This is a genomic window from Paenibacillus sp. FW104-T2, assembly GCF_058789975.1.
Genome location: NZ_JBYTCE010000007.1, coordinates 66,832 through 90,712, shown reverse-complemented (window position 1 = coordinate 90,712; position 23,881 = coordinate 66,832). Strand labels below are relative to the sequence as shown.

Below are 23,881 nucleotides of genomic sequence, written 5' to 3'. Positions count from 1 at the left end.
AGCCGGCTGTTCAATACCATTCCATCAAACAATCAAAACTATTGTTGCAATGGATCTTTCACAACGATTTTGCCGGATACGATATCTTCATTAATTGCTTTTACCTTGTCGATAACTTCTTGTCCAACAAAATCACTCAGTGCAGATTCGCTATCACGTGTAACGAAAGTCAGACCGACACCGTCCTCTTTCAGGCCATAGTTTACAGCACCTGCTTTGAAGTTTCCTTCTACGAAATCCTTCACCGTCTCATAAGCAACCGTATCTGTGGATTTCAATTGGGACAATACGATGTGCTCCGGATCTTCAACCGTGCGATCGGTATCCTGACCGGATGTATAGAAGCCTTTTTCCTTCGCTGCTTCAAATACGCCAAGGTCACCTACTGCAGATGCACCAGCGATGAAGTCAGCCCCTTTGCCGAATTGTACCAATGCAAGTTCTTTTGCCTTGGCCGGGTCATTGAAGCCACCAACGTAGTTTACGAGGAATTCTGCATCCGGGTTAACGGATTCCAGGCCCGCTTTGAAACCTTCGGTATATTTCTTGATCAATGGAACGTCCATCGCTGCGATCATGCCGACTTTATCCGTTTTGGTAGATAGTCCGGCAGCTGCACCAAGCAGATACGCTCCTTCGTATTCACGGAAACCAACGCTGCGTACGTTAGGCAGATCAACCGTTGTATCCACAATGGCAAAAGACTTGTCCGGATTCTCGGCAGCCACCTTTTTCAGTGCATCTTCTGCCTGGAATGTCGCTGTAATAATCAGATCATAGTTCTCCGCAACCGCAGCACGCAGATTTTGCTCGAATGCTGCCGGGTCTGTGGATTCGATCGTTTTGGTATCCACTTTAAACTCTTCGCCTGCTTTTTTGAAACCTTCATCCATTTGTACAAAGAACGGGTTTACCCCGATTTTTTCAGGAAGTACGAGTGCCATGCGCAGTGATTTCTCACTGTCGCCACCTTGGGCCGATTGTTCGTCTTTGGAAGCCGAAGTTCCACAAGCCGCGAGCAAAACTGCCAACATGATGATCGATAAGACGAACGATAAGCCTCTTTTCATTTTGAAGATTCCCCTTTTCCACATCTTTTTTTAATAATCCTAGCGGATACTGTCGATCCTTGTCAATAAATCTTTGTGCATAAACATTCAAATTAAATATAATTATTTCATCACCTACGAAGATACTTTGGGAAGCGCTCCAGAATGGCTTTTTTCCGTTGACATGGGTGGCTTCGCCGTGCTAAAGTCAATCCAATTATTAAATTCACATCGGTTTTGTCAGGATTATAGCGCAAACTGTTCATTTTCCAACCATATCTTAAGGAGGCTATTCATATGAAAAAAATCACCCAGTTCACACTGGCGGCTCTGCTCGCCGCGCCAGTCACGATCGGCAGCCTGAGCTTGCCCGCTTCGGTTTCCGCTGCATCCGCTTCGCCCGTCGTGCCATCTGCATCGCAAACCGCAAAAGCAACCCTATCCCAGACTCCATCCGTGTATACGGAGAGTGCAGCCGATTATGCTCAGTTCCTGCAGGCCAAATACGGCATCCAGCTGCCACTGCAGCTGACCAAGGGTGAGTTCATTCAAGCCATAGCAGCTATTATTGGAGCAGATTCCGCAGCGGACTCTACGGAAGAAGCCAGCGGTAGTCAGACCCAGGCTCCTGCTTTTACCGATCTGAGCTCGGTAGATTCATCTTATGATGCAGCCATCACCCTACATAATAATGGTATCCTGTCTGGTACAGAAGTTCGTGCCAATGACACCCTTAGCACGTATGCTGCGGTATTCATTGCCGTCAAGGCAGCTGGATTCAAGGAACTTGCGTATACATATCCGGAAGAGAAAACAAAGCAAGCGCTCACCAAGCTTGGCATCAGCCCGAATCGCGTTCAGGGTCAGGCGGCTCAGGAGCTCGCCGCCGCCATCGATACCGGTCTGGTTCCGGAAAGCCTCTATTCTGCTCTGCGTAAGGGCGGAGCGGCGAGTACTGATTTTGCCAACATCTTGCTTGGCCGGGTATTGACCAGTCAGGGAAAATACAAGCACGAGATCGGACGCTCTGGCGATGCCGACATCTACTCCAAACTGTATGCCGCGTATCGCACAGCGGATCTGATTGAAGCACCCGAATTAAGAGAAATTGTGGATCAGGCATTACGGGAAGACCTCGTTACAGGCTACAACCTGAAGGATAGCCGCTTCGATTCCAATTTTATCGATGAACTGACGTTGACTTATGGACATGACGATATCAAACACGCCGTGCAGCTGATTGGCCTGCTTCGCAGCGAGGGCATTGATGCCGATGTGCAATTCCAGCCGAAAACCTCTGCCTTCATCTATTTGAAGGAATGGGGTGAGCCCAAGGAAACGCCGGATTACAAGGTGACCCAAATTGAAAATGGTAATTATATTGCGTATGCCAAGGAATATGACATTCAATTCGAATTCAACAACACGGCGGACAAGGCCCGCTTCAATGACATTATTCTGAAATATGCCAAAAAGAACAGCGATGATGCCTCTGCCCTCATTTATGCTTCCTGGTGGCAACCACTGTATTATTCACCTACAGCTGTTCAGGACTACCCGGTCATTAGCAACAACAAAATTGCACTCGGCAACTATTACGCTCAATCCTTCTCATTGAAGGAGAATGCCAAAGGCATTCAGGAAGGCTTCCGGAAGCTTGCTCCAGATGCGGACATTACCAGCTACAACTTCTGGGTAGATCAGCCTTTCTTCAATTATCTGAACGGGGAATCGGAGTAAAACATGCTAGCGCACCCTGTAACCTGTTAGAATTAATCTCGTAATTTGTCACACAAACAGCCGTTTTTCGCGAACCGCGCGATGGATTCTATCCATGGTTCCGCAAAGACGGCTTTTCATTTATTATTTTGCAAAATTCTTCTTCAAAATCATTTCTCCTTTGAAGGATTTACCAGTAAAAGGTCGAATAACATATGTACACAAAAAGAAACCGCAATGACACATATCTGAATGACAGGAGTTAATCATGGTATATGACGGCATTCTGCTCGGTTTGATCGTTGGACTGTTCCGGGGAGGGTACCGGTATGGTCTCCACCAGTTTGCAACACTTCAACTTCGCGGCGGGTGGATATTCCCACTGTTGCTGCTTGCCCAATTCCTTATCTTTTTCTTACAGGAAAGACTGGATTGGGTTGCATCTATCAACGGGTATCTGTTTGCGGCGGTGTACGTTACAGGCCTTGCATTTCTGTGGCTGAATCGGCATCACCGGGGATTTACGCTGATCTGGATTGGCGTGTTCCTTAATTTCATCGTTATGGCGGTGAATGGTGGACGCATGCCTGTCTCGGTGGAGGCTTCCGCTGTACTCGGACCTTACTATGTGGATATGCTTCGTGAAGGTGGAGCGGTATCGAAACATTATATGATGGATGCATCTACCCACCTATCCTTCCTGGGTGATATCATCCCGCTCTCCAGTCCTTATCCGCGGACCCAGGTGATCAGCATCGGCGATGTGGTCATGAACATTGGTATATTCCTGTTTATCCAGTACATGATGGTGAATCGTTCCGGCAAGGCTGCAACGCCAGCGACACCCATCCGGCCTGAAGAGATTAGGACAGACTCCAAGGAAGGGAGGTCTTTTCCATGAAAAAATTCGAAGGCATTAAATATTCCCGCATCGTTATCAATGCAATCATCGTAGCTTCTGTCGTTGTCGCGTTGACTTCGGGATACAAGCTGGGCGGCTAGTACATACTTGCCAACCAAGACAAACAGGCTGCCAGCGGCCTGTTTTTTCTTTCTGGATTTTTACCAGGTAACTTGTTATGTTATACATCTAAATAGTACGAACCGATATCTATACATCAAGAGCCGACTAAACCAAGCAGGAGAATTTGTATGAACTTTATTCGTAGTCTTATCCATAAAGCAGACCGAAGCAGCATGTATGTTGTTTTGCTCAGCTGTGCAGGCATCGGTATTTTTCTGTATATGAACAAGTTGTCTTATCTGCACCTCTCCACTGGGGAATGGGTTATGGTCTATACCATGCTGGGTGCCGCGCTGATTCTGGATTACTTCACCTTTCAGATCCCACCCAAGGGTAATCAGCAATCCATGGACTCTTCCGTGTATCTTGCCTGTATCTTCATGTTCGGCGGTGCGTTCAGCCTGTCTGTGCTCCTGCCCGTTTCCCTCATTTTATTAATCAAGGATCGCCAGCTTGCCTGGTGGAAACACATTGTTAATTTCAGCATTTACAGCCTTATGATTGCAGGAGCGGCTTCCATATTTACATGGACTGGCGGTGTTCCAGGAGCGCTGGACGGGTATAACCTGTTTCCTTATTTTGCAGCACTTGCCGCATACTTTATCATTAATACGATCACGCTGGGCTTATTCTTTCATTTCTCCACCAAGGATGCTCTGCAGCAGATGAAACGTGCGTTCGTGACCGAGTCGCTGCTCGTCTATCTATGTACACTGATTCTGGCACTGGTGCTGACCATACTGGTCATTCATAATGGCATTCTGGGCTTGCTGCTCTACTTGAGTCTCAGCATTCTGTTATCTCACGCGTTCAAACAGCTGTTCCTGATGTACCAGAACATTGAAGAAAAGGCAAATACCGATCAACGAACCGGTCTCTTTAACCACAGCCACTTCGAAAACATGCTGGAAAACGAGCTCGCATCTGCCCGTGCTGCAGGAACCCCGCTCTCCTTGGGGCTAATCGATATTGATGACTTCAAAAAGTATAATGACCGCTTCGGTCACCTGCAGGGTGACAGTCTGCTTGCTCTGCTAGGAGAATTTCTAAACCGCAAGACGGAGGGTACCCGAGTCACTGCTTTTCGTTATGGCGGGGAAGAATTCACACTGCTCATGCCAGGCATGGAGCTCGACGAGGCCTATACCTTTATGAACAAACTGCGCAAGCAGCTGAACGATACTCCGTTTGAAGGGGTCGAGGTGTTTCCGCATGGCTGTCTCTCCTTCTCCGCCGGGGTCGCACGATACCAGGTCGATATGTACAATAAATCACAGCTTGTGGACCAAGCTGACAAGGCGCTCTATTATGCCAAAAAACAAGGCAAAAACAATGTCCATCGTCATGGCAGCAATGACGGCATGGAACATGAAATTGACCTGGTGCAGGATGTGCGGGATATCGAGCAACAACTGAACCTGTTCAGGTACAAGGATATCGACACATTCAAACACTCCAAAAGAGTATATAAATACGCCCTGGATCTCAGTGAGCTACTGGAACTCGACAATGCGGAGAAACGGCAGTTTGTACTGGGTGCTTTGATTCATGATATCGGTAAGCTGGAGATTCCGTGGTCCATCCTGAACAAAAAGGAAAAGCTTACCGCAGAGGAATGGGAAACGATTAAAGGACATGTCACCTGGGGCAAAAAAATGGTGATGACCAACGAACGTTTCAACGATCTGATCCCGTATATTGAATTGCATCATGAGCGGTTTGACGGCAAAGGATATCCCTACGGTTTAAGAGACCGTGAAATTCCCCGCTTGTGCCGAATGCTGACTGTCATTGATTCATTCGACGCGATGACCACCGAACGACCGTATCAGAAAACCAAAACGGTGGATGAAGCGATCAACGAACTGCGGGCATGTGCAGGCTCCCAATTCGATCCTGAGCTGGCGGAGCTTTTCATCCGTTACATTCAGAAGAAGACAGCACAGCAGCTGTTATCCTAACGCACGCCATCGTACGGCTGTCCACAAAATCCCTATATAATGCCAAAGCGCTACCCCCGGTCCATTGGGGATAGCGCCATTTTCATTTTCATCAATGAGTCAATCTTGGAATTCAGGACAGTTCTTAACGAACCAATTCCAATTAACGGGTGGTGTTCAGCTCATGTGAAGTTTGATGCAGCTCTTTGATCATCTGCTGCAAAAACATGTTATCCTGGCGACTGATTCCGTGCTGATTGTCTTGAAGAAGCATCTGATGAATATTCTTCTTGAGCAACTCACTACGACGTTCCAATACCTCTTGATTCATGTTGTTGCGTTCACTCCTTAACATGGTTTGTCATGAATTCACGTTCTATATAAGTATAAAGAAGCTTCCGCCTCAGGGAAAACAGGCACAGCTCCCCTCTCCCGTATACATCCAGCCTCACACTCCATGACATTCTGTCACGACATGTCGTTCTTAGATATCCTTCTATATACTCCCGTATCCACCTATACATCCTCCGAGATCAACAGACTAGGTGCCAGGGACAGGTTGGGTTATAATGGGGCATAGATTCGTACGAAGAGTCGATATTAAAGGAGTTCTGGATGCATGTCCTACAAACAAATCAAGTGGATGATCCTGCTGATTCCCACATTAACCGTTGGTCTCTGGGAATACATACGTCATCAATTTTTAATGCCCTATCTCTCCATGGATGCGGGGAATTGGCTCACTCCCGTTATCGTATACCTTGTCAGCGTAACGCTGCTGAGCCGACTGTTCAAGATGCTGGAAGGCGCAAGAGCGGCGCTGGAACAGGAACGTGCCTCCAAGGCAGCCCTTGAGGCCAGGGACCAGCTGGCCCGCGAACTTCATGATGGGATTGCGCAATCCCTTTTTCTCTTGTCAGTCAAAACTGACAAAGCCGAGCGGAGTATGGCCGGCACCGGGCACGAACATGAAATTCAGGAAATCCGCAAGACCGTACACGAAGTAAATACCTATGTCCGGCAGGCCATTGCCCAGCTGCGATATGTGCCCGGCCATACCGCCATGCCTACAGGAGTTTCACTTCAGGGACAGGTCGAATCGCTAACACAGGAAACGATACCGGGAGCTCAGGTTCATTGGGAACTGGACAGTCATTTCTTTACGCCAAAAGAACAAGTTGAGCTCCTCGCCTGCATTCGGGAAGCTCTGATTAACGTACGCAAACACGCTCAGGCCTCCTATGTTCAAGTGGAAGCGGAGGGCAACTCTCTCTCCTGGTTTGTTCGCATCCAGGATAACGGCATAGGCGTTAGTGGCGATCCATTTCACCTCAAGGACCGATATGGATTGCGGATTACGAAGGAGCGTGCCATTCAGATGGGCTGGTCCTTTTCTCTGCATTCCGAACCCGGCTTAACACGAATGACGATAGGTAAAGGGGATGGTTAACATGGAACATGTACGTGTACTGGTTGTCGATGACCATGCCCATGCGCGCGAAGCGATATGCAGCATTTTGTCGGAAGACAGCCTATTTGAAGTCATTGGTACGGCATCAAATGGACAGGAAGCACTGGAACTTACCGAACAGTGGATGCCCGATCTTATTCTGATGGACGTACAGATGCCCGATATGGATGGTCTCGAAGCCACTCGGCTGATCAAGCTCCGCTATCCTTACGTGATCATCGTTATGGTGACGGTCTCCGACGATGTAACGTATCTGTTCGAAGCACTGAAACAGGGTGCCCAGGGTTATTTGCTCAAAAACCTGGCTCCCTCCACCTGGCTGGAATATCTGCACGCGATCGTATCAGACGATGCACCGCTCAGCAAGGAACTGGCGTACCGGATTTTGCAGGAGTTCCCTGCGCCCCGAAGTGAAGATGTGCCGGATAACCCGCTTACCACACGGGAGCTTGAGATTCTGCAGTGGGTATCCGCCGGGTATACGAACCGCGAAATAGCAGACCAGCTCGGCATTTCCGATCAAACGGTGAAAAATCATCTCAAAAATATTTTGCAGAAGCTGCAGCTCGAAAACCGTGTTCAGCTGACTCGCTACGCACTTGAAAGCGGCCTTGCCGGACGAAAACTGCGCAAGTAGCAAGCATTCATGCTTTTGTCACAATTCTTGGAATATAATCGTTTTTTTATAGCCCGATGTAGTCATACGCCGTTATTTTGGACAAAGTTATAATGGTATAGATTGTTATCGGCATCCGAAGAATAACTACAATTCTATAACCTGAGGGTGATGTTTTTTTGAGTTTAGGACGTTTTACGATGAGATGGGATAAACGGCACTGGGCCGTAATGCTTTCCCTGCTGCTCATGTGTTGTCTGGTTATGCCGCAATGGGCTTCAGCCCATGCTTATATTGTTCAGGCCTCGCCAGGGGAGGACGAGCTGGTAGCCACTGCTCCAGAGCGCTTGACACTGGAATTCAATGAATCGCTGCAAACGGCCTTCTATGATATTAAAATTACCGCACCTGACGGTACACAAGCGGATGACGGCAACGTGCAGATAGACGCCGAGCGTCCTCATGTGCTTGAAACGGGGCTGCGCAGCGGACTTGGCAACGGTACATATGCCGTCAGCTGGAAAGCCGTGTCGGCTGATGGCCATCCCATTCAGGGAGCCTATGTATTCCATATTGGGGAACCGTCAGGTGCCCCTGCGGGTCTGGCGGACCTGACCTCCGGCACGGGTCAAACAGGCGGCCCAATCAAATGGATACTGTCGCTGACCGATTGGATTCAATATCTTGCCTTGTCTGTCATCCTGGGCACGCTCGCCTTCCTTCTCTTCCGGATTGCTCCGGCATCCATGGCAAGAGAGCCCATGGAGGTGCCAGGCAGCTATAAGCTGTTATGGATCAGCTATGCCGCAGCTTCTGTTGCCGCAATCATCAGTTTGCCGCTGAATACGATTTACGAGTCAGGGGTAGCTATCCATGAATTCAGCTGGGCACTGATGGGCAGTGCCTTGAAGCTAACGTCGTTTGGCCTCATTTGGATGGCACAAATGCTCATTCTGATGCTGCTTGCAGTCACAATCCTGTCAGGATATGACCGGGATCGCTCATTGAAGATCCGCATCTGGTCATCTTACGGTTCACTGGTACTTGTACTGGGATGGCTGCTCACGCATGCTATGACAGGCCATCCTGCTGCAGCCGAGCAGCGTACACTTGCCATAACCATGGACTATGTGCACCTGATTGCAGCAGCATTCTGGATTGGTGCCCTGACAGCCATGGCAGTTTGTCTGCCTCCACTGGCTGACAAACTGCCTCCGAAGGTACGAGGAGAGGTGTATTGGGGAGCTATCCGCCGCTTTGCAGCTTGGGGCATTGGTGCTGTAGCCGCTCTGGTTGCTACAGGGATCTATAGCAGTTTGGTTATTTTGCCCGAACCTGTACTGACGTCCCTGTTCACCACTACTTACGGTTACGTGCTGCTCGCCAAGATCGTTTTGCTGCTGGTGATGATTGCATTCGCATGGCGTCATGCCCGAACGGCCAGACATGGAAAAGGCAACCGGCTGGCAGGTAGTCTTAAGGCAGAACTAGCTACAGGTGCCGTTGTACTGGCTCTGGCCGCTGTACTCACCCATCTGTCCCCCGGACAACCTGAAGCTGCTGGTCCATTCAATGAAGTGCAAACCACAGACGATGGCTCAGCGATCACGCTCCAGGTCAGCCCCAATGTTACAGGTGAGAATCAGTTCGAGGTTGGCGTAAAAGCACCTGACGGCAGCGTAGTAAATGATCTGGAACAGATCACCTTAACGCTGACTCACTTGGATATGGACATGGGCATCTATGAAATCACCATTCCAAAAAACGATACAGGCGTATATCAGGCGGAAGAATACATCTCCATGCCTGGACGATGGAGCATCAAGGTTCACCTGCTCACTCGATCCCTGGATTCACTGGATACCGAGTTCGAGATCGACACAGCGAATCCATAATTTTTTAGAAAAAGAGAGGGGTAATTTATTTTGAAAAGAACATCCTGGACTTCCAAACTTACATCCACTATAGCGGCGGGTGCTGCAGCGCTCATGCTGTTCGCCGGCTTCGCGAGTGCTCACGTCACTGTCAGCCCAGCGGCTGCACAGACCGGAGCATGGCAGACATACACGATCAAGATCCCTTCCGAGAAGGATCTGCCAACAACCAAGATTACGATGAAGGTTCCGGAAGGTGTAGCATTCAAGCAATATCAGCCACTGGCTGGATGGAAAATCACTACGGAGAAAAACAGCTCAAATGAAGTAACATCGATTACCTGGGAAGTGGATGGAGATAACGAGGGGATCCTCGCCGGACAATTCCAACAGTTCAACTTTGTCGCACAAAATCCGGATGCAGCAACTGAAGTAGCCTGGGATGCGTTCCAATACTATAGCGATGGCAGTATCGTAGAATGGACAGGACAACCTAGTGACAGCACACCTCACAGTATTACGGCTATTAGCGAAGATCCTGCAGCTGCAGGCAATCAAGCCGCAGCAGGTGGCCATGACAGCGCAGGTACAGCTGGCAATGCAAGCGATGACGAAGCAGCTGCTGGAGATAACAATGCTGCAGACGATACCAAGGCTGACGATGATACCACGCTCGGCGATGCATTGAACGACACGGTTACAGGTGAGCCGAATAATACGGATTCAGATCCGGGTACATTGAAGCTGCAGCAGGCAACACTGATCGTATCGATTCTGGCATTGATTATGTCCTTCCTGGGCATTGCACTCGCAACACGCCACAAAAAGAGATAACACGCAGTCTTCAAAATATGGTTAAACGTAACAAAAGAGCCTTGGCAGATGCCAAGGCTCTTTCTTGTTAGATGAGATTTCCCATCCATAGTTTCAGAATTTACGATTAGCGTTCCTGATCCGTCTGAATCATGATCTCAATATATTGCAGCAAGCTCTGCTTCTGCTGTTCAATTGAATGGATTCGACTGGACAGCCCGGCGAAGAATCCTTCAATCTGCTGCCTGGTGTAGTCAGCCGACTGACCCTTCCAGTCATTCAGCCGTGCATACAGGGCTCTGGCTTCCTGCTCATCTGCCTGCAGGCGGGCAAGCAGCCGTGTAAGCTCCTTCTCCGCAATTCGAAGGTCATTCAGTTCCACCAGCAATTGTCCACTCATGCCTATCCCCTCCCCTTATGTACATATCATTATCGATCTCCTGGCAGCTCCGTTGTTTAATTAAAATGAACCGGACTCTCATCCGCCTGGCGGAAGGCATCTGCTTTCTGATCAATGAAGTCGAGGAATTGACTCGTATGCTTCATATGCCATGTACTTAATTCGTTAATCGACGCATCAAGCTGGGTTACAATGGGCTCCAGTCTGCGACTGCGGCTGGTATGCAGATATTGAGCCATACGGCTGCGCACCTGATTGAGCTCAGCGTTGCACTGCTGTGCATTTTGCTTCCAGCGGGAAGCGACGCTCTTCAGTTCTTCCGGCGTTACCTGAATCAGACCGGAAGCAGCTCCTGCAGCTCCCCCGCCTACACCTGTTTTCGATAGGCGTGGCCCCATGTTTTTGCTGTAGCCAGTCAAGTAGTCCATCAGACGAGGTGAATAACCAATCCTCTCTCCGGTAATCGGATCGTACAGTTCATTGGAAATATAGCCATTCTTGAAGTTATATTGATCAAGGCTGTGATAGTTTTCGCCGCCAAAAGAGTTCTTCGCTTTGTCTATGATGCTGACACCGTCGTTCGCTGTCGCGTAATCAGAATTGATGTAATAGGTTGATCCGACATGCCGATCATATCCCCCAAGCGTACCGCTCGCTACGAGATCGCCAGGATGCGCATAGTTCGTAATCTGGCCATCGAATTTACCCGCTTCCGCCTGACGGCGTACCTCCGGGGTCAAGTTACCCATAACGGATGGGGCGCTAAATGTCACTGCTGGTATGCCTGTGTACGCGGATGCATACTGTGCATTTCCCCCACCAAGGGAATGTCCTGTCATCGAGAAATTCAGATCCCTATGCTTATCCTGCATATGATTCGCGTAATTCTCGGCCTGATACATCTGGTTAGCCCAACCTGTTGGGGACACGGTTTTCTCGATATCTTTCACTCGGTCGCCAGCCCAGTTCTCCACATCGCGTACTCTGTCCCCGGCCCAATCTTCCACTTTGGATACCCCGGTGAAATCCTTGACGTTCTCAACACCTTTGTCGAGCCATTCCGGTGTAAGACTATCGACAAATTTGCTGGTCTCTTGCTGGCCTTTGCGGATTAATTCGCCGCCACCAATGCGTCCATCCATAACAAAATCGGGAACAGATCTGTCCAGAGAGGCACTCCCCTCCGTACCGCGGTATGAAATGACTGCTTGCTTGGTCTCCGGGTTGTAGAATGTGACGGCATCAAAGCCGGACAATCTGTTGCTTTCCGTCCCTTCAAGCACTTCCCATCCGGGAAGTTCGGTTAATTTATCACCCGTTTTTTGATCCTGGTAGGCCAGGTCGGATAATGTTTTATATGTCTCGTCATCAATATTCGGCGGTTTGCTCAATAATTACACCTCCTGAATTTATTTGGCGTATGGGTCATTGCCCTTTGCTTTGATTGCTTCTTCAATTTCCGGGCTTATGACCAGATTTTTGGTTGTTTTCTTTTTGTAATCGTATGATATGCCGAAACTTTGATCTTCATGGTCCTTCACATGCCCTTTCAGACCAATCTGGGAAACCGCCATTTCAGGTAACAGTTCCTTGCTGGTAATTACGACATCCAGTTCAAATTTCTGCTTGAAGTGCTGAATCACACTGGCTTCCGCCTCCTGGAACAATGCTTGCTTCTCGCTTTCTTTCATATTGCTGCAGCCTCCCAAAATTAAAGTAACCATGATGATGAGTGCAATGAAGCCTTTAAGCCCACCCGTACGTTGAATACCAATCCCCCCTCGATCATAATTTTAAGCAGCCTTTTAGAATCCGCCCTAATCATTTGTTAACTGCATCATAGTACAAAATCAACATGCCCACATCGGCTCACGGCATCGTTTTTATATAACTTTCTTCCTAAATGGTTCCATTAAAGTATTCGGGTTACATTACCCAATTTCCTGATTTTTGCAACAAATTTGCAGCATTTGCGCAGACACGCAAAAGAGCCGCCCCATATTAGGGCAGCCCTCCAATTTACTATGCCTATAATCTTATTCCAGCACCATCCTTAAGGCAGTAAGCGCAATACCAATAACGAATCCGGTCACGGCACCGTTGATCCGAATCCATTGAAGATCCTGTCCAACCTTATCCTCGATCAACGAGATCAACGAGGCATTATCCATTTTATCAACATTTTCACGGACCAGATTACCGATCTTGGAATGATTCTTTTCCAGCAGTGTTGTCACGCCTTCGACAATCTTGGCATTCATGCCATCCAGTAATACACTGTCTGAGCGCAAATCGGACAATACCCGCTCAATGGCAGGGAGCGCATACGTCTCCACATACTTTCCATCTTCCATCGCGGCGAGTGCTCTTTCCCTCAGTTCGGTAAGCTTGTTCAGCACGGTTTCTTCCGCGTTCCAGCTGTCCAACAGGCTGTCTTTCCAGCCGTTCAATCCGCCGCGAACACTCTCGTTCAAGGCAAGACGTACCGCTTGAGTTCGAACCAGACCTAACACCTTATACCGGAGGGCACTTCCCTCACGCTTCATATCCTCCACCTGGTCAAACAAATATCCCTGCAGAATGCTGCCAAGCTTCTCCTCATTCATATAGCCAAGGAAGGCATTCATGGCAAATTGCATAAGGCCATTCATCTGAATGCCACTAATCGCCTTCATGCCGCTCTCACCCAGAAACGTGATGGTCTCCGGCTTCACCAACCACTCTTCTGCCTGCTTCAACCCGTAGTCCAATGCCTTCGTGTCATATCCACGCTCACTCAATTGAATGGAAGCCCGTTCCAGAATCGGTCCAAGGTCGAAAGCCCCGGCTTGTGATTTGATCTCGCTTGCAACCAGCGGCGCAATCTGCTCCAGCGGCAGGCCAGCCAGAATACGTTTGCACAGCGTGTCGATCATCGTTTTGACGCCATCATTGTGAAGTTCACGTGACATGATGTCGAGTACCATTTCCGCTGCCTTGAAACCGGCAATTTTCTCGGTAATGCTGTCTTTGTTGAGCAGGTTGTTCTCCACCGCAGAAACAAGGCCCTCCGTCATCTTATCCCGGTTCTTTGGCAGCAAGGCCGTATGCGGAATCGGAATGCCGAGCGGGTGGCGGAACAATGCCGTTACAGCGAACCAGTCGGCAAGCCCCCCTACCAATCCCGCTTCAAATGAACCCACCAGCAGCTTGCCTACAACACTGCCCTGAAACGGCAATGAAGCGGCAAAGCCTGCCCCCATTACGACGAGTGACCAGGCTGCTGCCTTTTTAGTTTGTTTAGGTTTTGCCATCATTCTTGCTCCTTTATCATTAATCGCACGTCTGATCCCGATTGGACCCATCCGTGCATATTCCGTTCTTTTCGAATGTGAGTATTCCAAGGCCGTAACCAGCACTTTTCATTATTCTCGCTTCCACATCGCGTATACTTCATCTTATCACCCGCAAGCACCAAAACCAAACCTCCAGCTGCCAAAAAAGAGTAAAACAGATTGATTTTCCGTAAAATTGCTGTCTACCTTTTTCCATTCCCCAAGAGGTTTTAGTATAATCAGGAAAGATGGCCTATCATATACGATTGGCTGCCTTACAGCAGGGTAATTACATATTGAGATAATTGAAGGAACAGGGGAGGAAATTCGGATCATGAAAAACGTGCAGGACACAACGACACTCTATAACGGAGTCAAAATGCCTTGGCTTGGTTTTGGCGTATTCAAAGTGAAAGATGGAGAAGAAGTGGTTGAAGCCGTCAAAACGGCCATTCAGGCAGGTTATCGCAGCATCGATACAGCCAAAGCCTACAATAACGAGACCGGTGTAGCCCAAGGTATTCGTGAATCCGGAGTTGCCCGCGAGGATCTGTTCATTACCACCAAAGTATGGAACAGCGACCAAGGCTATGAATCGACATTGGCCGCCTTCGAAGCCAGCATGGAACGACTCGAACTTGAATATCTTGATCTCTATTTGATTCACTGGCCAGTCAAGGGCAAATACAAGGATACATGGAGAGCGCTGGAGAAACTGCACCGGGAAGGACGCATCCGCGCTATAGGCGTAAGCAACTTCCAGATTCACCATCTGGAGGATCTGATGACGGATGCCACCATCAAACCTGCTGTGAATCAGGTCGAGCTTCACCCGCTGCTGATTCAATCGGAGCTCCGGGACTACTGCAATAAACACCAGATCCAGATTGAGGCCTGGTCTCCACTCGGCCAAGGCAATCTGCTGGAGCACCCGCTTCTTCAGGAGATTGCAGCGAAGTACGGCAAATCCCCCGCACAGGTCATTTTGCGCTGGGATCTTCAAAACGGCATCGTGACCATACCCAAATCCGTTACGCCACAGCGTATTCGAGAGAATGCTGATCTATATGATTTTGAACTGACTGCGGATGAGGTTGAACAGATTAATGGACTGAACGAAAACAAACGCTTCGGTTCGGATCCGGATAACTTTAACTTTTAAGCTCAGTCAGTTAGACAAGCTTCATGAAATATAGGAAAACCAAAAAAATCCCGATTCGAATGCATCTGCATCCGAATCGGGATTTTGCCGTTCAAACGTTTTAACCGATCAGCCTTTGGAAACCAGCTTGAAATCATCATAGTGGAAACCTGGCGCAACCACACACGTTACGAGCACAGGCTCATCTCCCAGCGGACGTGCCGTTTGCCATACCCCAGCTGGAACAAGCACCTGCGGCGATTGCCCTGCTGCAAGATCCATGCCAAGCACAAGCACTTCCTCATTCTCAGGGTTTTCCCCTTTGCCGCCCAGTTTCAATTCAATTGGACTTCCGCTGTGCCACAACCACAGCTCATCGGACAGTACGGTGTGCCACTCGGAAATTTCATGCGGGTGCAGCAGGAAGTACGTCGAGCTTGCAGAGAATCTTGGGCCCGAATAAGCTTCCGGCAGAACAGATTGCGGGATTTGATAAGAAGCCTTCCATACTTCTTTATACCAACCACCTTCAACGTGGGGCTGCATATCCAGTGCAGCAACCAGAGGCGATAATTCATGTGTCGTCATAACCTGTTTCCTTCCTTCCAAATCATATTGGAGACCCTCTTCCAGAGTTTGGCCTCACTCTCCCTACTGTAAAACATCGCTGTTCGTTTGTCACCCTTAGAACCGGTCCATTCCATTTTAACGAAACTTTTGATAGCGTTTACAACAAACTGGATTTTCCGTTATGATATGGATATAAACGTAAATCAGACGAAGTAGAAGGGAGCCTGATCATGAGTATGATTGAGGATCGAATCGGACCCAAATATCGCATTGGGGAAAATTCATTCACCATTGAATACATGCGCAGACATGAAGGCAATGCCATGCCGCAGCCTCACGCTCATTCATTTTACGAGCTGTATTACCTGCTTGAAGGAGAACGGGTGTATTCCATGAACGGCCAGCTCCTGACCGCGAGAAAAGGTGATCTGATCCTCATTAATCCGCATGATGTGCATACAACGTCCAGAGGAAACAGGCCCGGATTCGAACGAATTCTTATCGGTTTCTCTCCTTCGTTTGCCACCGGGATGGAACTCGGTGTGTGCGGTCTGCTCCCTTTCGAACGATCAAGGCTTCTTCACCTCCCAGAATCAGAGCAGCAAGAGATGGAACGCATGCTATGGCAGATGCTGCGCGAATGCAAGGAGCGCCGCCCTCACTATGAGATGGTTGTCCGAAGCCTGCTCGCTCAGCTTCTGATCCATATCTATCGGGTAGAAGAAAATAGTCGCCTGATGTCACCCGGCCCAATTCACCCAATGCAGGATAAAATCGGCGAGATTGCCGCTTACGTGAACAGACATTACAACGAACCGCTTACCCTGGAAGATGCGGCAGCCCGTTTCTATATCAGTCCATCCTATCTGAGCCGGATGTTCAGTCGGTTTACCGGTTTTCGCTTCAGTGAGTACTTACGGGTTGTGCGGGTGCGGGAAGCGCAGCGGCGCCTATTGTCCACCCAGGAGCGGGTGCAGCTGATCGCGGAGAAGGTCGGGTTTGAGCACACGGCTCATTTCAACAAAACATTCAAACAGGTGACCGGAACCACCCCTTTGCGCTATCGAAAAGAGCATCGCTAGTACGGGGAATCTTGGGAAGTTGAAGGTAGAAGCCGAGTGGGTAGCCCTCCCCGGATGAATGTGTCTCTATATCACAAAAATCAGGATGATATCTGGAGACACACGCTACACCACTGCGGCTGAAGGTGAATTAACGAACGACTTGCTATTCTTTCGTATCAAGGATTCTTATCTGCGGATGAGCACACCGCTTCTCACCTCAGGACCCATGGAAATCTGGCGTCCTTCCTCATCTGCATCGTCCTCCCGGCACACAATTCCGGCAGACTCGTGTCCTGTTACAATCAGAAGCCGGCCGTCAGGCCCTTTTCCCTGAATTCCCTCTATTTCAGCTCCCTTGCACTGGTGTAAATGGATCAATGATCCTTCGGAAATCCGGGCTCTCAGATTGGCAATTCTCAAATGCTTCGCATGAGCACAATGTATACCGTTCCGAGCAGTGACGTCATATCCTTCAACCACTACACCGTCCAGAGGCATTTCGGGCAGCCCGCTTACGAATAAAGCCATCTCTGCACCTGCACAGATAACATCCGATATTCGAATATCGCGGAACACCGGGGTCTCTTCACTAATGTCCTGAAACAGATCGCTGCCGCGGGCTGATCCCTCCATATTCGCATAGAAAAAGGAAAACGAGATGGCTTCCATGATGATATCTTTCATATAGATACGCTGAATTTCAATATCTTCAACGACTCCACCGCGCCCGCGGGCGCTTTTGAACCTTAGCCCAATATCCGTCCCAATAAACGTACAATCCGATACCCGCACATGCCGTACACCACCTGACATCTCACTGCCAATAACGAATCCGCCATGACCATGATATACGGTACAGTCCCGAATTGTAATATATTCAGATGGCAAACCGAGCTCTCGGCCTTCCGCGTCCTTACCGGATTTCAGGCAGATGGCATCATCCCCCACATCGAACACACTGTGCTCCACGACAACATGACGGCATGATTCAATATCCAGCCCATCGCCATTCTGAGAAAACCACGGGTTTCGTACACTCACGTTACGTATGGTAACATGCTCCGATGCCCAAGGATGCAGGTTCCATGCAGGTGAGTTCTGGAATGTTGGACCATCCAGCAGCACCCGCTTGCAGCGACGCAAACTGACCATGTTCGGACGTAAAAAGTCTCTGGCATCCTCATAAGCGGACAATTCACGCTCCTGCTCCATATGAAGCCGGTTGACGATGGCGCCACCTTCGAGGGCCGAGGCCGAAGGCCACCAGATTTCTTCATTTTCACCTGAATGCTCTACAACACCGCCGGAAGCAACCAATCGACTCCATTGTGAAGCGGTCATCTTGGACCGTTTGACTGGACGCCACGCTTCTCCGCTGCCATCCCATATTCCCTCACCTGTAATCGCGATATCCTCCAACGATTCTCCGTCAATTGGAGATTGGCATCTCACCACCTGCCACCCCTCGAAGCTCGAAACAATCAGAGGATAATGATCAAACTCGCGACTGAACGTAACCAAAGCTCCCGCCTCTGTGTGCAGCTCAATGCGACTGCGAAGCACAATCGGACCTGTCAGCCAGACTCCTGCCGGGATAACGATTCGTCCGCCACCTGCTTCCGCACACGCCGCTATAGCAAGCCTGAACACCTCCGTATTGTCCGTCACGCCGTCTCCTTTTGCTCCGTAGTCCGTGATGCAGAAATCCCGAGCGGGAATGTCAGGTAGAGCAGCCTCATAGGATTTCGTATTCGCTTGGATACCTTCTCTTGCACTTAATGGGGAGTAGTATGTATTCATCGTTCAGAACATCCTCTCTTCTCTGTATTGGGATTGGACTGTGATCGACATAGCATAGCTTTCAGGAATGAGTATTATCACCCATCATATCAACGGGATCTGGACCAAGGTTGTGTTTTTTTGCCATGTAGCGTTAGAATTTGAGGTTATTTGTTCCGTTACCCTGGACATAGGATAGGTATCAACACCAGTATACTCTATACATCTATTCCAAAGGTTGTAAAAACTCTAGGAGATTCGATTCATTTTTCTGTCAGGATTCGTCACAAACAACTCACCAACTTAACAGATATATAACGTGTTTTTGGCCTACAGCCCTATTAAACCTCATACTTATGTCATGTTTTATTACAAACCAATTGCCAGAAGAAGGATGACTATGTATGATTAAATAACTAGTTTCAATTTATTCCTTATTATTCCTTTTTCAAACCAACGTTGCAGAAAGGATGGGTTACTCTTGATTGAATTTAGGGGTGTGCAGAAGCACTTTGGTCATTTTCATGTCCTCAAAGATATTCATCTCCACATTGAAGAAGGAGAGGTCGTTGTCATTATTGGCCCTTCCGGCTCCGGCAAAAGTACACTGCTCCGCTGCATCAACCGTCTGGAGACCATTACGGAAGGCGAACTCGTCGTCAGCGGTGTCCCTTTACATCAGAAAAAGGTGGACATCAACCTCTTCCGTCGCGACATTGGCATGGTATTTCAACACTTCAATCTCTATCCGCACAAAAAAGTCATCGATAACATTACACTTGCCCCAGTAAAGGTACGCAAACAGCCCAAAGCTGAGGCAGCTGCTACGGCAATGAAATATTTAACCCGTGTTGGCATTGCCGACAAGGCTGACAGCTATCCCTCCCAGTTGTCGGGTGGACAGCAGCAGCGGGTCGCTATTGCGCGGGGACTCGCCATGGAGCCCAAAATCATGCTCTTTGACGAGCCCACCTCTGCGCTCGACCCCGAAATGATCGGGGAAGTACTGGATGTCATGCGCTCTCTCGCCCATAACGGCATGACCATGGTTGTCGTTACCCATGAAATGGGCTTTGCCCGTGAAGTGGCAGACCGTGTCATCTTCATGGACGAAGGCCGGATCGTGGAAGAGGCTTCTGCCACAGCATTTTTCGATAACCCGCGGGAAGAGCGGGCACAGCAGTTCCTAAGTCGTCTAATTCATCATTGAGAATTATAGAATATTCCATTTTGAAAGGGGTCTTTACTCATGAAGAATTTGCTGAAGTGGCCGTCGTTCGTCCTTGTTTTGGTTCTCTCGCTGGCATTGGCCGGCTGTAGTACGGGAGAAGAAGCTACCAACAGCAGCGGTGGTGGTGGCGGTGATGAGAATACTGCAGCCAAAGGAACCATTGAACAGATTAAGGAGCGCGGCAAGCTGATTGCCGGGGTCAAATATGATACGAAGCTCTTTGGCTTGAAGGACCCGGCAAGCGGTGAGGTCGAAGGATTCGATATCGATATCGCCAAGGCACTTGCCAAACAGATCCTTGGGGACGAGACCAAGGTTGAGCTGAAAGAGGTCACATCCAAAACCCGGATTCCCATGCTCCAGAACGGTGACATCGATATCATCATCGCTACCATGACGATCACGGACGAGCGGAAGGAGCAGGTGGATTTCAGTGACGTTTACTTCGAGGCAGGGCAGTCCCTTCTTGTAAAAAATGATAGTTCCATCACCGGACTGGAGAGCCTTGGAGGCGTGAAGGTGCTCGCAGTTAAAGGTTCAACCTCTGCGCAGAATATTCGTGAAAAAGCTCCAGATGCCGAAGTACTGGAATTCGACAACTATCAGGATGCCTTCACTGCCCTCAAAGCGGGCAAAGGTGAGGCACTGACGACGGATAATATCATCCTGATCGGCATGCAGCAAACGGACAACAACTACAAGCTGGTTGGTGGCAACTTCACAAGCGAGCCATATGGAATGGCCATCCGCAAAGGCGACACTGCTTTTGTAGAAGAAGTAAACAGCCTGCTCAAGAGCATGAAAGACAGTGGTGAATACGATACGTTACATGAAAAATGGCTGGGCACCAAGCCCGAGTAACCTCGATTAACGATGAACGAGCGGCGGTTTTCATCTGTAGGGACTAAATCACCCGTACAGCATGAGTCGCCGCTTCACATCTGGAGAACGGAGGCTTCGCCTACATGGGCAAATTGGATTTTGATGTATTGTTCAAGCATTCCGATCGTTTCCTGGAGGGATTCCTCAATACGATCCAAGTAAGCATCATGGCTTTGATCGGCAGTTTTATCCTTGGAGCAATCATGGCAATCTTCCGGATATCCCCCATCAAGCCGCTCAATTGGATCGGTACGGCTTTTGTGGAATTCATTCGAAATATTCCGCTTCTGCTGGTCGTGTTCTTCTTTTACCTTGGACTGCCCTCCCTTGGCATTTCACTGGACGGGTTTGTCTCCGGTACGCTAGGTCTTACCATCTACACGGCAGCTTTTATTGCAGAAGCCATCCGGGCAGGCATTCAGACCGTCCCCCGGGGACAGCTGGAGGCCGCTAGATCTTCAGGTTTGTCCTACGTACAGGCCATGAACCTGATCATTTTGCCGCAGGCAATCAAGATCGTGCTTCCATCCATCGGCAATCAATTTATCAACCTGGTCAAAAACTCCTCCATTCTTGCCGTTGTTGCCGGCATGGACCTGATGTATTTTGCCGATCTGGTCAATTCGGATACGTTCCAGCCGCTGAGCGTGTATACCATTGTTGCACTCTTCTACCTCGTACTAACGCTGCCGCTCAGTTTTCTGGTTCATTATATGGAGCGCAGGTTTGGACAGAGCGACGCCGAAGCACGAGGCCGCAAGGGCAAGCCGAAGAAAAACAAGCCGGCCGGTCAGGTTACCATGTGATTTAGCCCTACCACTACTCAGCCTAAGCTCCACTCACAGAAGGAGGTCGATGTACAATGGACTTTAGCGGGGCTTATGCCTGGCCCAACCTTCGTTTCCTGCTGCATGGATTCTTGATTACCCTGCAGGTGGCAGGACTGTCAATCGTCTTCAGCTTTGTTCTCGGCACCGTGCTGGGTACCATCCGGTATACCCGTATTCCGGTCCTGTCACAGATTATCGCCGTTATTGTGGATACGATTCGAAACCTGCCGCTGCTGCTGATCATCTTCTTCATTCATATTGTCCTGCCCCAGCTGGGGATTAAGATGTCCGTCTTCTGGTCCACCGTCGTTGGGCTTAGCCTATTCGAAGGCGCCATGATCGCCGAAATCGTTCGTAGCGGTCTCAAATCGGTTGAACGCGGACAGGTGGAAGCTGCCCGTTCCTCCGGTCTCAGCTATATGCAGACCCTGGGCAGCATCATTATGCCTCAGGCACTGCGCCGCATGTCGCCGCCGATGGTCAGTCAGTTCATCTCCCTGCTGAAGGATACGTCCCTGGCCATTATCATCTCCTTGCCGGAGCTGATGCACAACGTGCAGATCCTGGGCGGTCAGAGCTTCGATTACGTCATCCCGGCGCTTCTGCTCGCAGCGGTATTGTATTTTGTCATCAACTACGCCCTTTCCATCGTGGCCCGGCGCCTTGAGGCAAGAATGAATTGATTCGGTTAGAACTATATCGAGAGGCATTGTGTATGCACATAAGAGTCCAGCTAAACACATATCTGTGTCTAACTGGACTCTTTATTATTTGCGTATTGTTTCCGATTTCATATTGCCACTCCATTTTGTCGTAATTCTTTCTGCAGCAACGCAACCGGGAGTGACAGCGGATCAAGCTGCAGCTGCACTGCCAATGCAGCGGATGTTCCGGCAGCCTCCCCCGTAGCCATGCAGCTGGGAGTCAACCTGGTTGTAGCATGGGCCTCATGTGTGGTGGAGATGCAGCGTCCTGCTGCCAGCAGGTTTCGGATATTGCTGGAGATCAGGCAGCGATATGGAATGTCGTATGCCCCATCTCCTTTAATAAAAGCCGCCACTACGCCTTGACCTGAAGGATCATGTATATCAATGGGATAACCACTTCGGGCAATGACATCGTCAAACTTTCGCCCCGTAACTACGTCTTCCCTCGTCAAAGAATAATGTCCAATAATCCGTCTGGATTCACGTATGCCAATCTGGGGAGCAACTGCAGAAATCGAAGCCCGCTCGAATCCAGGTACATCGCGCTGCAGGAATTCGGCAATCATGAGTACCTGCTTTCTGCCTTCCTGCTCAGCAGTGGTGAGATCCTCTGCATTGGTAGCATCCAGTCCCTGGACCCGGGTACAGTTAATCAGCACTTCATCTTCAGCCGGCCCGGTAAAAAACAACACCTGATCGCGGTTAATCGGAATGCCCGACTTCTGCCATTGCGAATAAAAACCACTCACCCCGGTGAGCGGAATACGATCCAGCTCTGTGAAAGGTGTCTTGGCATAGAAATCTTCCGGATGCTCCAGAATATACTGTTTAACACGCTCAAGGTTTACGCCGCGCATCCGAAATTTCATGGTCATGGGCTGGGACTGATGATCTCCATCCCGTCCCTTCGCGACAGCAGCACCGGCAAGATAAGCTGCATCCGCATCCCCACTGGTATCGACAAATATCTTGGCCTTAAGCTCCAATCGGCCCGACTTGTTTGTCAATCGAACCGCCTCTACCCGATTATCCTGAACAATCACTTCATCTACGAAGCTGTGCAACAGCAGCCGAACACCTGCCTCCTGCAGCATATCGGCCGCTATCACTTGATAAATGGCCGGATGGTATGGTGTAACGGTATGCACGAAACCAACTGTATCCCGGAGATGCCCTGGAGAGCCCCCTCGCGCTTTCAGTCGGTCAACGATCTCCTGAGCAATGCCCCTGATCACCTGTTCACCGCTCTCCGTGTGAAAAGTCATCCAAGGATAAACCATAGCGGCAGTCGACATGCCGCCAACGAACCCATATCGCTCAACCAGCACAGTACGAACGCCCTGTCGTCCGGCAGCAATGGCCGCCGCTATGCCCGCAGGGCCACCCCCTACAATAACAATATCGGCTTGTTCTGTCTTCATGCTCATCCGTTCACTCATTTTTCACTCCTCCTTTCA

General features: G+C 49.4%; 22 protein-coding genes. 13 read left to right on the top strand and 9 right to left on the bottom strand.

Translation table 11 applies throughout. The features are described 5' to 3' along the window. Positions 1 to 38: 38 nt before the first annotated feature. A complete protein-coding gene (locus tag AC3WQ3_RS11020) occupies positions 39 to 1,070 on the bottom strand; it encodes a BMP family lipoprotein (protein ID WP_239305261.1) in 1,032 nt (343 codons plus the stop codon). A 276-nt stretch (positions 1,071 to 1,346) separates the two neighbouring features. Here AC3WQ3_RS11020 and AC3WQ3_RS11015 point away from each other — a divergent pair, with 276 nt between their 5' ends. The 3 genes from AC3WQ3_RS11015 to AC3WQ3_RS11005 all read left to right on the top strand — a co-directional run bounded on the left by AC3WQ3_RS11015 (position 1,347) and on the right by AC3WQ3_RS11005 (position 5,753). Continuing rightward, positions 1,347 to 2,789, top strand: a complete 1,443-nt coding sequence (locus tag AC3WQ3_RS11015) for a hypothetical protein (RefSeq protein ID WP_492472273.1) — start codon at positions 1,347 to 1,349, stop codon at positions 2,787 to 2,789. A gap of 247 nt (positions 2,790 to 3,036) precedes the next feature. Next, the gene (locus tag AC3WQ3_RS11010) at positions 3,037 to 3,669 is read left to right on the top strand and encodes a DUF5317 domain-containing protein (RefSeq protein WP_336783808.1); all 633 of its coding nucleotides are present in this window, start codon (positions 3,037 to 3,039) and stop codon (positions 3,667 to 3,669) included. Between the two features lie 251 nt (positions 3,670 to 3,920). Beyond that, entirely contained in the window at positions 3,921 to 5,753 is a 1,833-nt protein-coding gene (locus AC3WQ3_RS11005; protein ID WP_492472272.1) for a bifunctional diguanylate cyclase/phosphohydrolase, read from the top strand. Between the two features lie 142 nt (positions 5,754 to 5,895). On the opposite strand, the gene AC3WQ3_RS11000 is transcribed toward AC3WQ3_RS11005, so the two are convergent. Beyond that, the gene (locus AC3WQ3_RS11000) at positions 5,896 to 6,063 is read right to left on the bottom strand and encodes a hypothetical protein (protein ID WP_167301679.1); all 168 of its coding nucleotides are present in this window, start codon (positions 6,061 to 6,063) and stop codon (positions 5,896 to 5,898) included. Positions 6,064 to 6,351: 288 nt separating this feature from the next. On the opposite strand from AC3WQ3_RS11000, the gene AC3WQ3_RS10995 reads away from it, so the two are divergent. From AC3WQ3_RS10995 to AC3WQ3_RS10980, 4 genes are all read left to right on the top strand, one after another. Beyond that, entirely contained in the window at positions 6,352 to 7,182 is an 831-nt protein-coding gene (locus AC3WQ3_RS10995; RefSeq protein ID WP_492472271.1) for a sensor histidine kinase, read from the top strand. A 1-nt stretch (position 7,183) separates the two neighbouring features. Then, positions 7,184 to 7,840 carry a response regulator gene (locus AC3WQ3_RS10990; RefSeq protein ID WP_336783811.1) on the top strand — a complete coding sequence of 219 codons (657 nt, stop codon included), beginning with the start codon at positions 7,184 to 7,186 and terminating at the stop codon, positions 7,838 to 7,840. 179 nt (positions 7,841 to 8,019) lie between these two features. Continuing rightward, a complete protein-coding gene (locus AC3WQ3_RS10985; protein WP_336783812.1) occupies positions 8,020 to 9,714 on the top strand; it encodes a copper resistance CopC/CopD family protein in 1,695 nt (564 codons plus the stop codon). 30 nt (positions 9,715 to 9,744) lie between these two features. Next, positions 9,745 to 10,527: a YcnI family copper-binding membrane protein gene (locus tag AC3WQ3_RS10980; protein ID WP_336783813.1), complete on the top strand. Its 783-nt coding sequence runs from the start codon at positions 9,745 to 9,747 to the stop codon at positions 10,525 to 10,527. Between the two features lie 106 nt (positions 10,528 to 10,633). Here AC3WQ3_RS10980 and AC3WQ3_RS10975 read toward each other — a convergent pair whose 3' ends face one another. From AC3WQ3_RS10975 to AC3WQ3_RS10960, 4 genes are all read right to left on the bottom strand, one after another. Further along, the gene (locus tag AC3WQ3_RS10975) at positions 10,634 to 10,906 is read right to left on the bottom strand and encodes a hypothetical protein (protein ID WP_153976645.1); all 273 of its coding nucleotides are present in this window, start codon (positions 10,904 to 10,906) and stop codon (positions 10,634 to 10,636) included. Between the two features lie 56 nt (positions 10,907 to 10,962). After that, positions 10,963 to 12,297: a Tle-like phospholipase domain-containing protein gene (locus AC3WQ3_RS10970; RefSeq protein WP_336783814.1), complete on the bottom strand. Its 1,335-nt coding sequence runs from the start codon at positions 12,295 to 12,297 to the stop codon at positions 10,963 to 10,965. 18 nt (positions 12,298 to 12,315) lie between these two features. Next, on the bottom strand, positions 12,316 to 12,597 hold the full coding sequence (locus AC3WQ3_RS10965) for a hypothetical protein (RefSeq protein ID WP_154896511.1): 282 nt from the start codon (positions 12,595 to 12,597) through the stop codon (positions 12,316 to 12,318). Positions 12,598 to 12,942: 345 nt separating this feature from the next. Further along, the gene (locus AC3WQ3_RS10960) at positions 12,943 to 14,199 is read right to left on the bottom strand and encodes a DUF445 domain-containing protein (protein ID WP_336783892.1); all 1,257 of its coding nucleotides are present in this window, start codon (positions 14,197 to 14,199) and stop codon (positions 12,943 to 12,945) included. Positions 14,200 to 14,554: 355 nt separating this feature from the next. Between AC3WQ3_RS10960 and AC3WQ3_RS10955 the strand changes: the two genes are divergently transcribed. Then, on the top strand, positions 14,555 to 15,382 hold the full coding sequence (locus AC3WQ3_RS10955; protein WP_336783815.1) for an aldo/keto reductase: 828 nt from the start codon (positions 14,555 to 14,557) through the stop codon (positions 15,380 to 15,382). Positions 15,383 to 15,490: 108 nt separating this feature from the next. On the opposite strand, the gene AC3WQ3_RS10950 is transcribed toward AC3WQ3_RS10955, so the two are convergent. Beyond that, positions 15,491 to 15,949 (bottom strand): cupin domain-containing protein, encoded by a 459-nt coding sequence (locus AC3WQ3_RS10950; protein WP_095361613.1) that lies wholly within the window; start codon positions 15,947 to 15,949, stop codon positions 15,491 to 15,493. 212 nt (positions 15,950 to 16,161) lie between these two features. On the opposite strand from AC3WQ3_RS10950, the gene AC3WQ3_RS10945 reads away from it, so the two are divergent. Further along, positions 16,162 to 17,013, top strand: a complete 852-nt coding sequence (locus AC3WQ3_RS10945) for a helix-turn-helix transcriptional regulator (RefSeq protein ID WP_127539113.1) — start codon at positions 16,162 to 16,164, stop codon at positions 17,011 to 17,013. A 168-nt stretch (positions 17,014 to 17,181) separates the two neighbouring features. On the opposite strand, the gene AC3WQ3_RS10940 is transcribed toward AC3WQ3_RS10945, so the two are convergent. Next, complete coding sequence (locus tag AC3WQ3_RS10940; protein ID WP_336783816.1) at positions 17,182 to 18,795, bottom strand: glycoside hydrolase family 28 protein; 1,614 nt, start codon at positions 18,793 to 18,795, stop codon at positions 17,182 to 17,184. Between the two features lie 460 nt (positions 18,796 to 19,255). On the opposite strand from AC3WQ3_RS10940, the gene AC3WQ3_RS10935 reads away from it, so the two are divergent. The 4 genes from AC3WQ3_RS10935 to AC3WQ3_RS10920 all read left to right on the top strand — a co-directional run bounded on the left by AC3WQ3_RS10935 (position 19,256) and on the right by AC3WQ3_RS10920 (position 22,400). Continuing rightward, positions 19,256 to 19,984 carry an amino acid ABC transporter ATP-binding protein gene (locus tag AC3WQ3_RS10935; protein WP_336783817.1) on the top strand — a complete coding sequence of 243 codons (729 nt, stop codon included), beginning with the start codon at positions 19,256 to 19,258 and terminating at the stop codon, positions 19,982 to 19,984. A 39-nt stretch (positions 19,985 to 20,023) separates the two neighbouring features. Then, a complete protein-coding gene (locus tag AC3WQ3_RS10930; RefSeq protein ID WP_336783818.1) occupies positions 20,024 to 20,866 on the top strand; it encodes a transporter substrate-binding domain-containing protein in 843 nt (280 codons plus the stop codon). A 104-nt stretch (positions 20,867 to 20,970) separates the two neighbouring features. After that, on the top strand, positions 20,971 to 21,693 hold the full coding sequence (locus AC3WQ3_RS10925; RefSeq protein ID WP_183525781.1) for an amino acid ABC transporter permease: 723 nt from the start codon (positions 20,971 to 20,973) through the stop codon (positions 21,691 to 21,693). 56 nt (positions 21,694 to 21,749) lie between these two features. Beyond that, positions 21,750 to 22,400, top strand: coding sequence for an amino acid ABC transporter permease (locus tag AC3WQ3_RS10920; RefSeq protein ID WP_095291616.1), 651 nt, complete (start codon positions 21,750 to 21,752; stop codon positions 22,398 to 22,400). 107 nt (positions 22,401 to 22,507) lie between these two features. Here the strand turns inward: AC3WQ3_RS10920 and AC3WQ3_RS10915 are convergent, their stop codons facing one another. Beyond that, on the bottom strand, positions 22,508 to 23,863 hold the full coding sequence (locus AC3WQ3_RS10915) for an FAD-dependent oxidoreductase (RefSeq protein WP_492472270.1): 1,356 nt from the start codon (positions 23,861 to 23,863) through the stop codon (positions 22,508 to 22,510). Between the last annotated feature and the right edge of the window lie 18 nt (positions 23,864 to 23,881).

Bases quoted from the DNA above. Each gene is read 5' to 3' on its own strand.
- AC3WQ3_RS10995 (WP_492472271.1), top strand. From the start codon at position 6,352: ATGTCCTACAAACAAATCAAGTGGATGATCCTGCTGATTCCCACATTA.
- AC3WQ3_RS10925 (WP_183525781.1), top strand. From the start codon at position 20,971: ATGGGCAAATTGGATTTTGATGTATTGTTCAAGCATTCCGATCGTTTC.
- AC3WQ3_RS10950 (WP_095361613.1), bottom strand. From the start codon at position 15,949: ATGACGACACATGAATTATCGCCTCTGGTTGCTGCACTGGATATGCAG.
- AC3WQ3_RS10990 (WP_336783811.1), top strand. From the start codon at position 7,184: ATGGAACATGTACGTGTACTGGTTGTCGATGACCATGCCCATGCGCGC.
- AC3WQ3_RS10955 (WP_336783815.1), top strand. From the start codon at position 14,555: ATGAAAAACGTGCAGGACACAACGACACTCTATAACGGAGTCAAAATG.
- AC3WQ3_RS10985 (WP_336783812.1), top strand. From the start codon at position 8,020: ATGAGATGGGATAAACGGCACTGGGCCGTAATGCTTTCCCTGCTGCTC.
- AC3WQ3_RS11010 (WP_336783808.1), top strand. From the start codon at position 3,037: ATGGTATATGACGGCATTCTGCTCGGTTTGATCGTTGGACTGTTCCGG.
- AC3WQ3_RS11005 (WP_492472272.1), top strand. From the start codon at position 3,921: ATGAACTTTATTCGTAGTCTTATCCATAAAGCAGACCGAAGCAGCATG.
- AC3WQ3_RS10965 (WP_154896511.1), bottom strand. From the start codon at position 12,597: ATGAAAGAAAGCGAGAAGCAAGCATTGTTCCAGGAGGCGGAAGCCAGT.
- AC3WQ3_RS10915 (WP_492472270.1), bottom strand. From the start codon at position 23,863: ATGAGTGAACGGATGAGCATGAAGACAGAACAAGCCGATATTGTTATT.
- AC3WQ3_RS10940 (WP_336783816.1), bottom strand. From the start codon at position 18,795: ATGAATACATACTACTCCCCATTAAGTGCAAGAGAAGGTATCCAAGCG.
- AC3WQ3_RS10975 (WP_153976645.1), bottom strand. From the start codon at position 10,906: ATGAGTGGACAATTGCTGGTGGAACTGAATGACCTTCGAATTGCGGAG.
- AC3WQ3_RS10960 (WP_336783892.1), bottom strand. From the start codon at position 14,199: ATGGCAAAACCTAAACAAACTAAAAAGGCAGCAGCCTGGTCACTCGTC.
- AC3WQ3_RS11000 (WP_167301679.1), bottom strand. From the start codon at position 6,063: ATGAATCAAGAGGTATTGGAACGTCGTAGTGAGTTGCTCAAGAAGAAT.
- AC3WQ3_RS10920 (WP_095291616.1), top strand. From the start codon at position 21,750: ATGGACTTTAGCGGGGCTTATGCCTGGCCCAACCTTCGTTTCCTGCTG.
- AC3WQ3_RS11020 (WP_239305261.1), bottom strand. From the start codon at position 1,070: ATGAAAAGAGGCTTATCGTTCGTCTTATCGATCATCATGTTGGCAGTT.
- AC3WQ3_RS11015 (WP_492472273.1), top strand. From the start codon at position 1,347: ATGAAAAAAATCACCCAGTTCACACTGGCGGCTCTGCTCGCCGCGCCA.
- AC3WQ3_RS10945 (WP_127539113.1), top strand. From the start codon at position 16,162: ATGAGTATGATTGAGGATCGAATCGGACCCAAATATCGCATTGGGGAA.
- AC3WQ3_RS10930 (WP_336783818.1), top strand. From the start codon at position 20,024: ATGAAGAATTTGCTGAAGTGGCCGTCGTTCGTCCTTGTTTTGGTTCTC.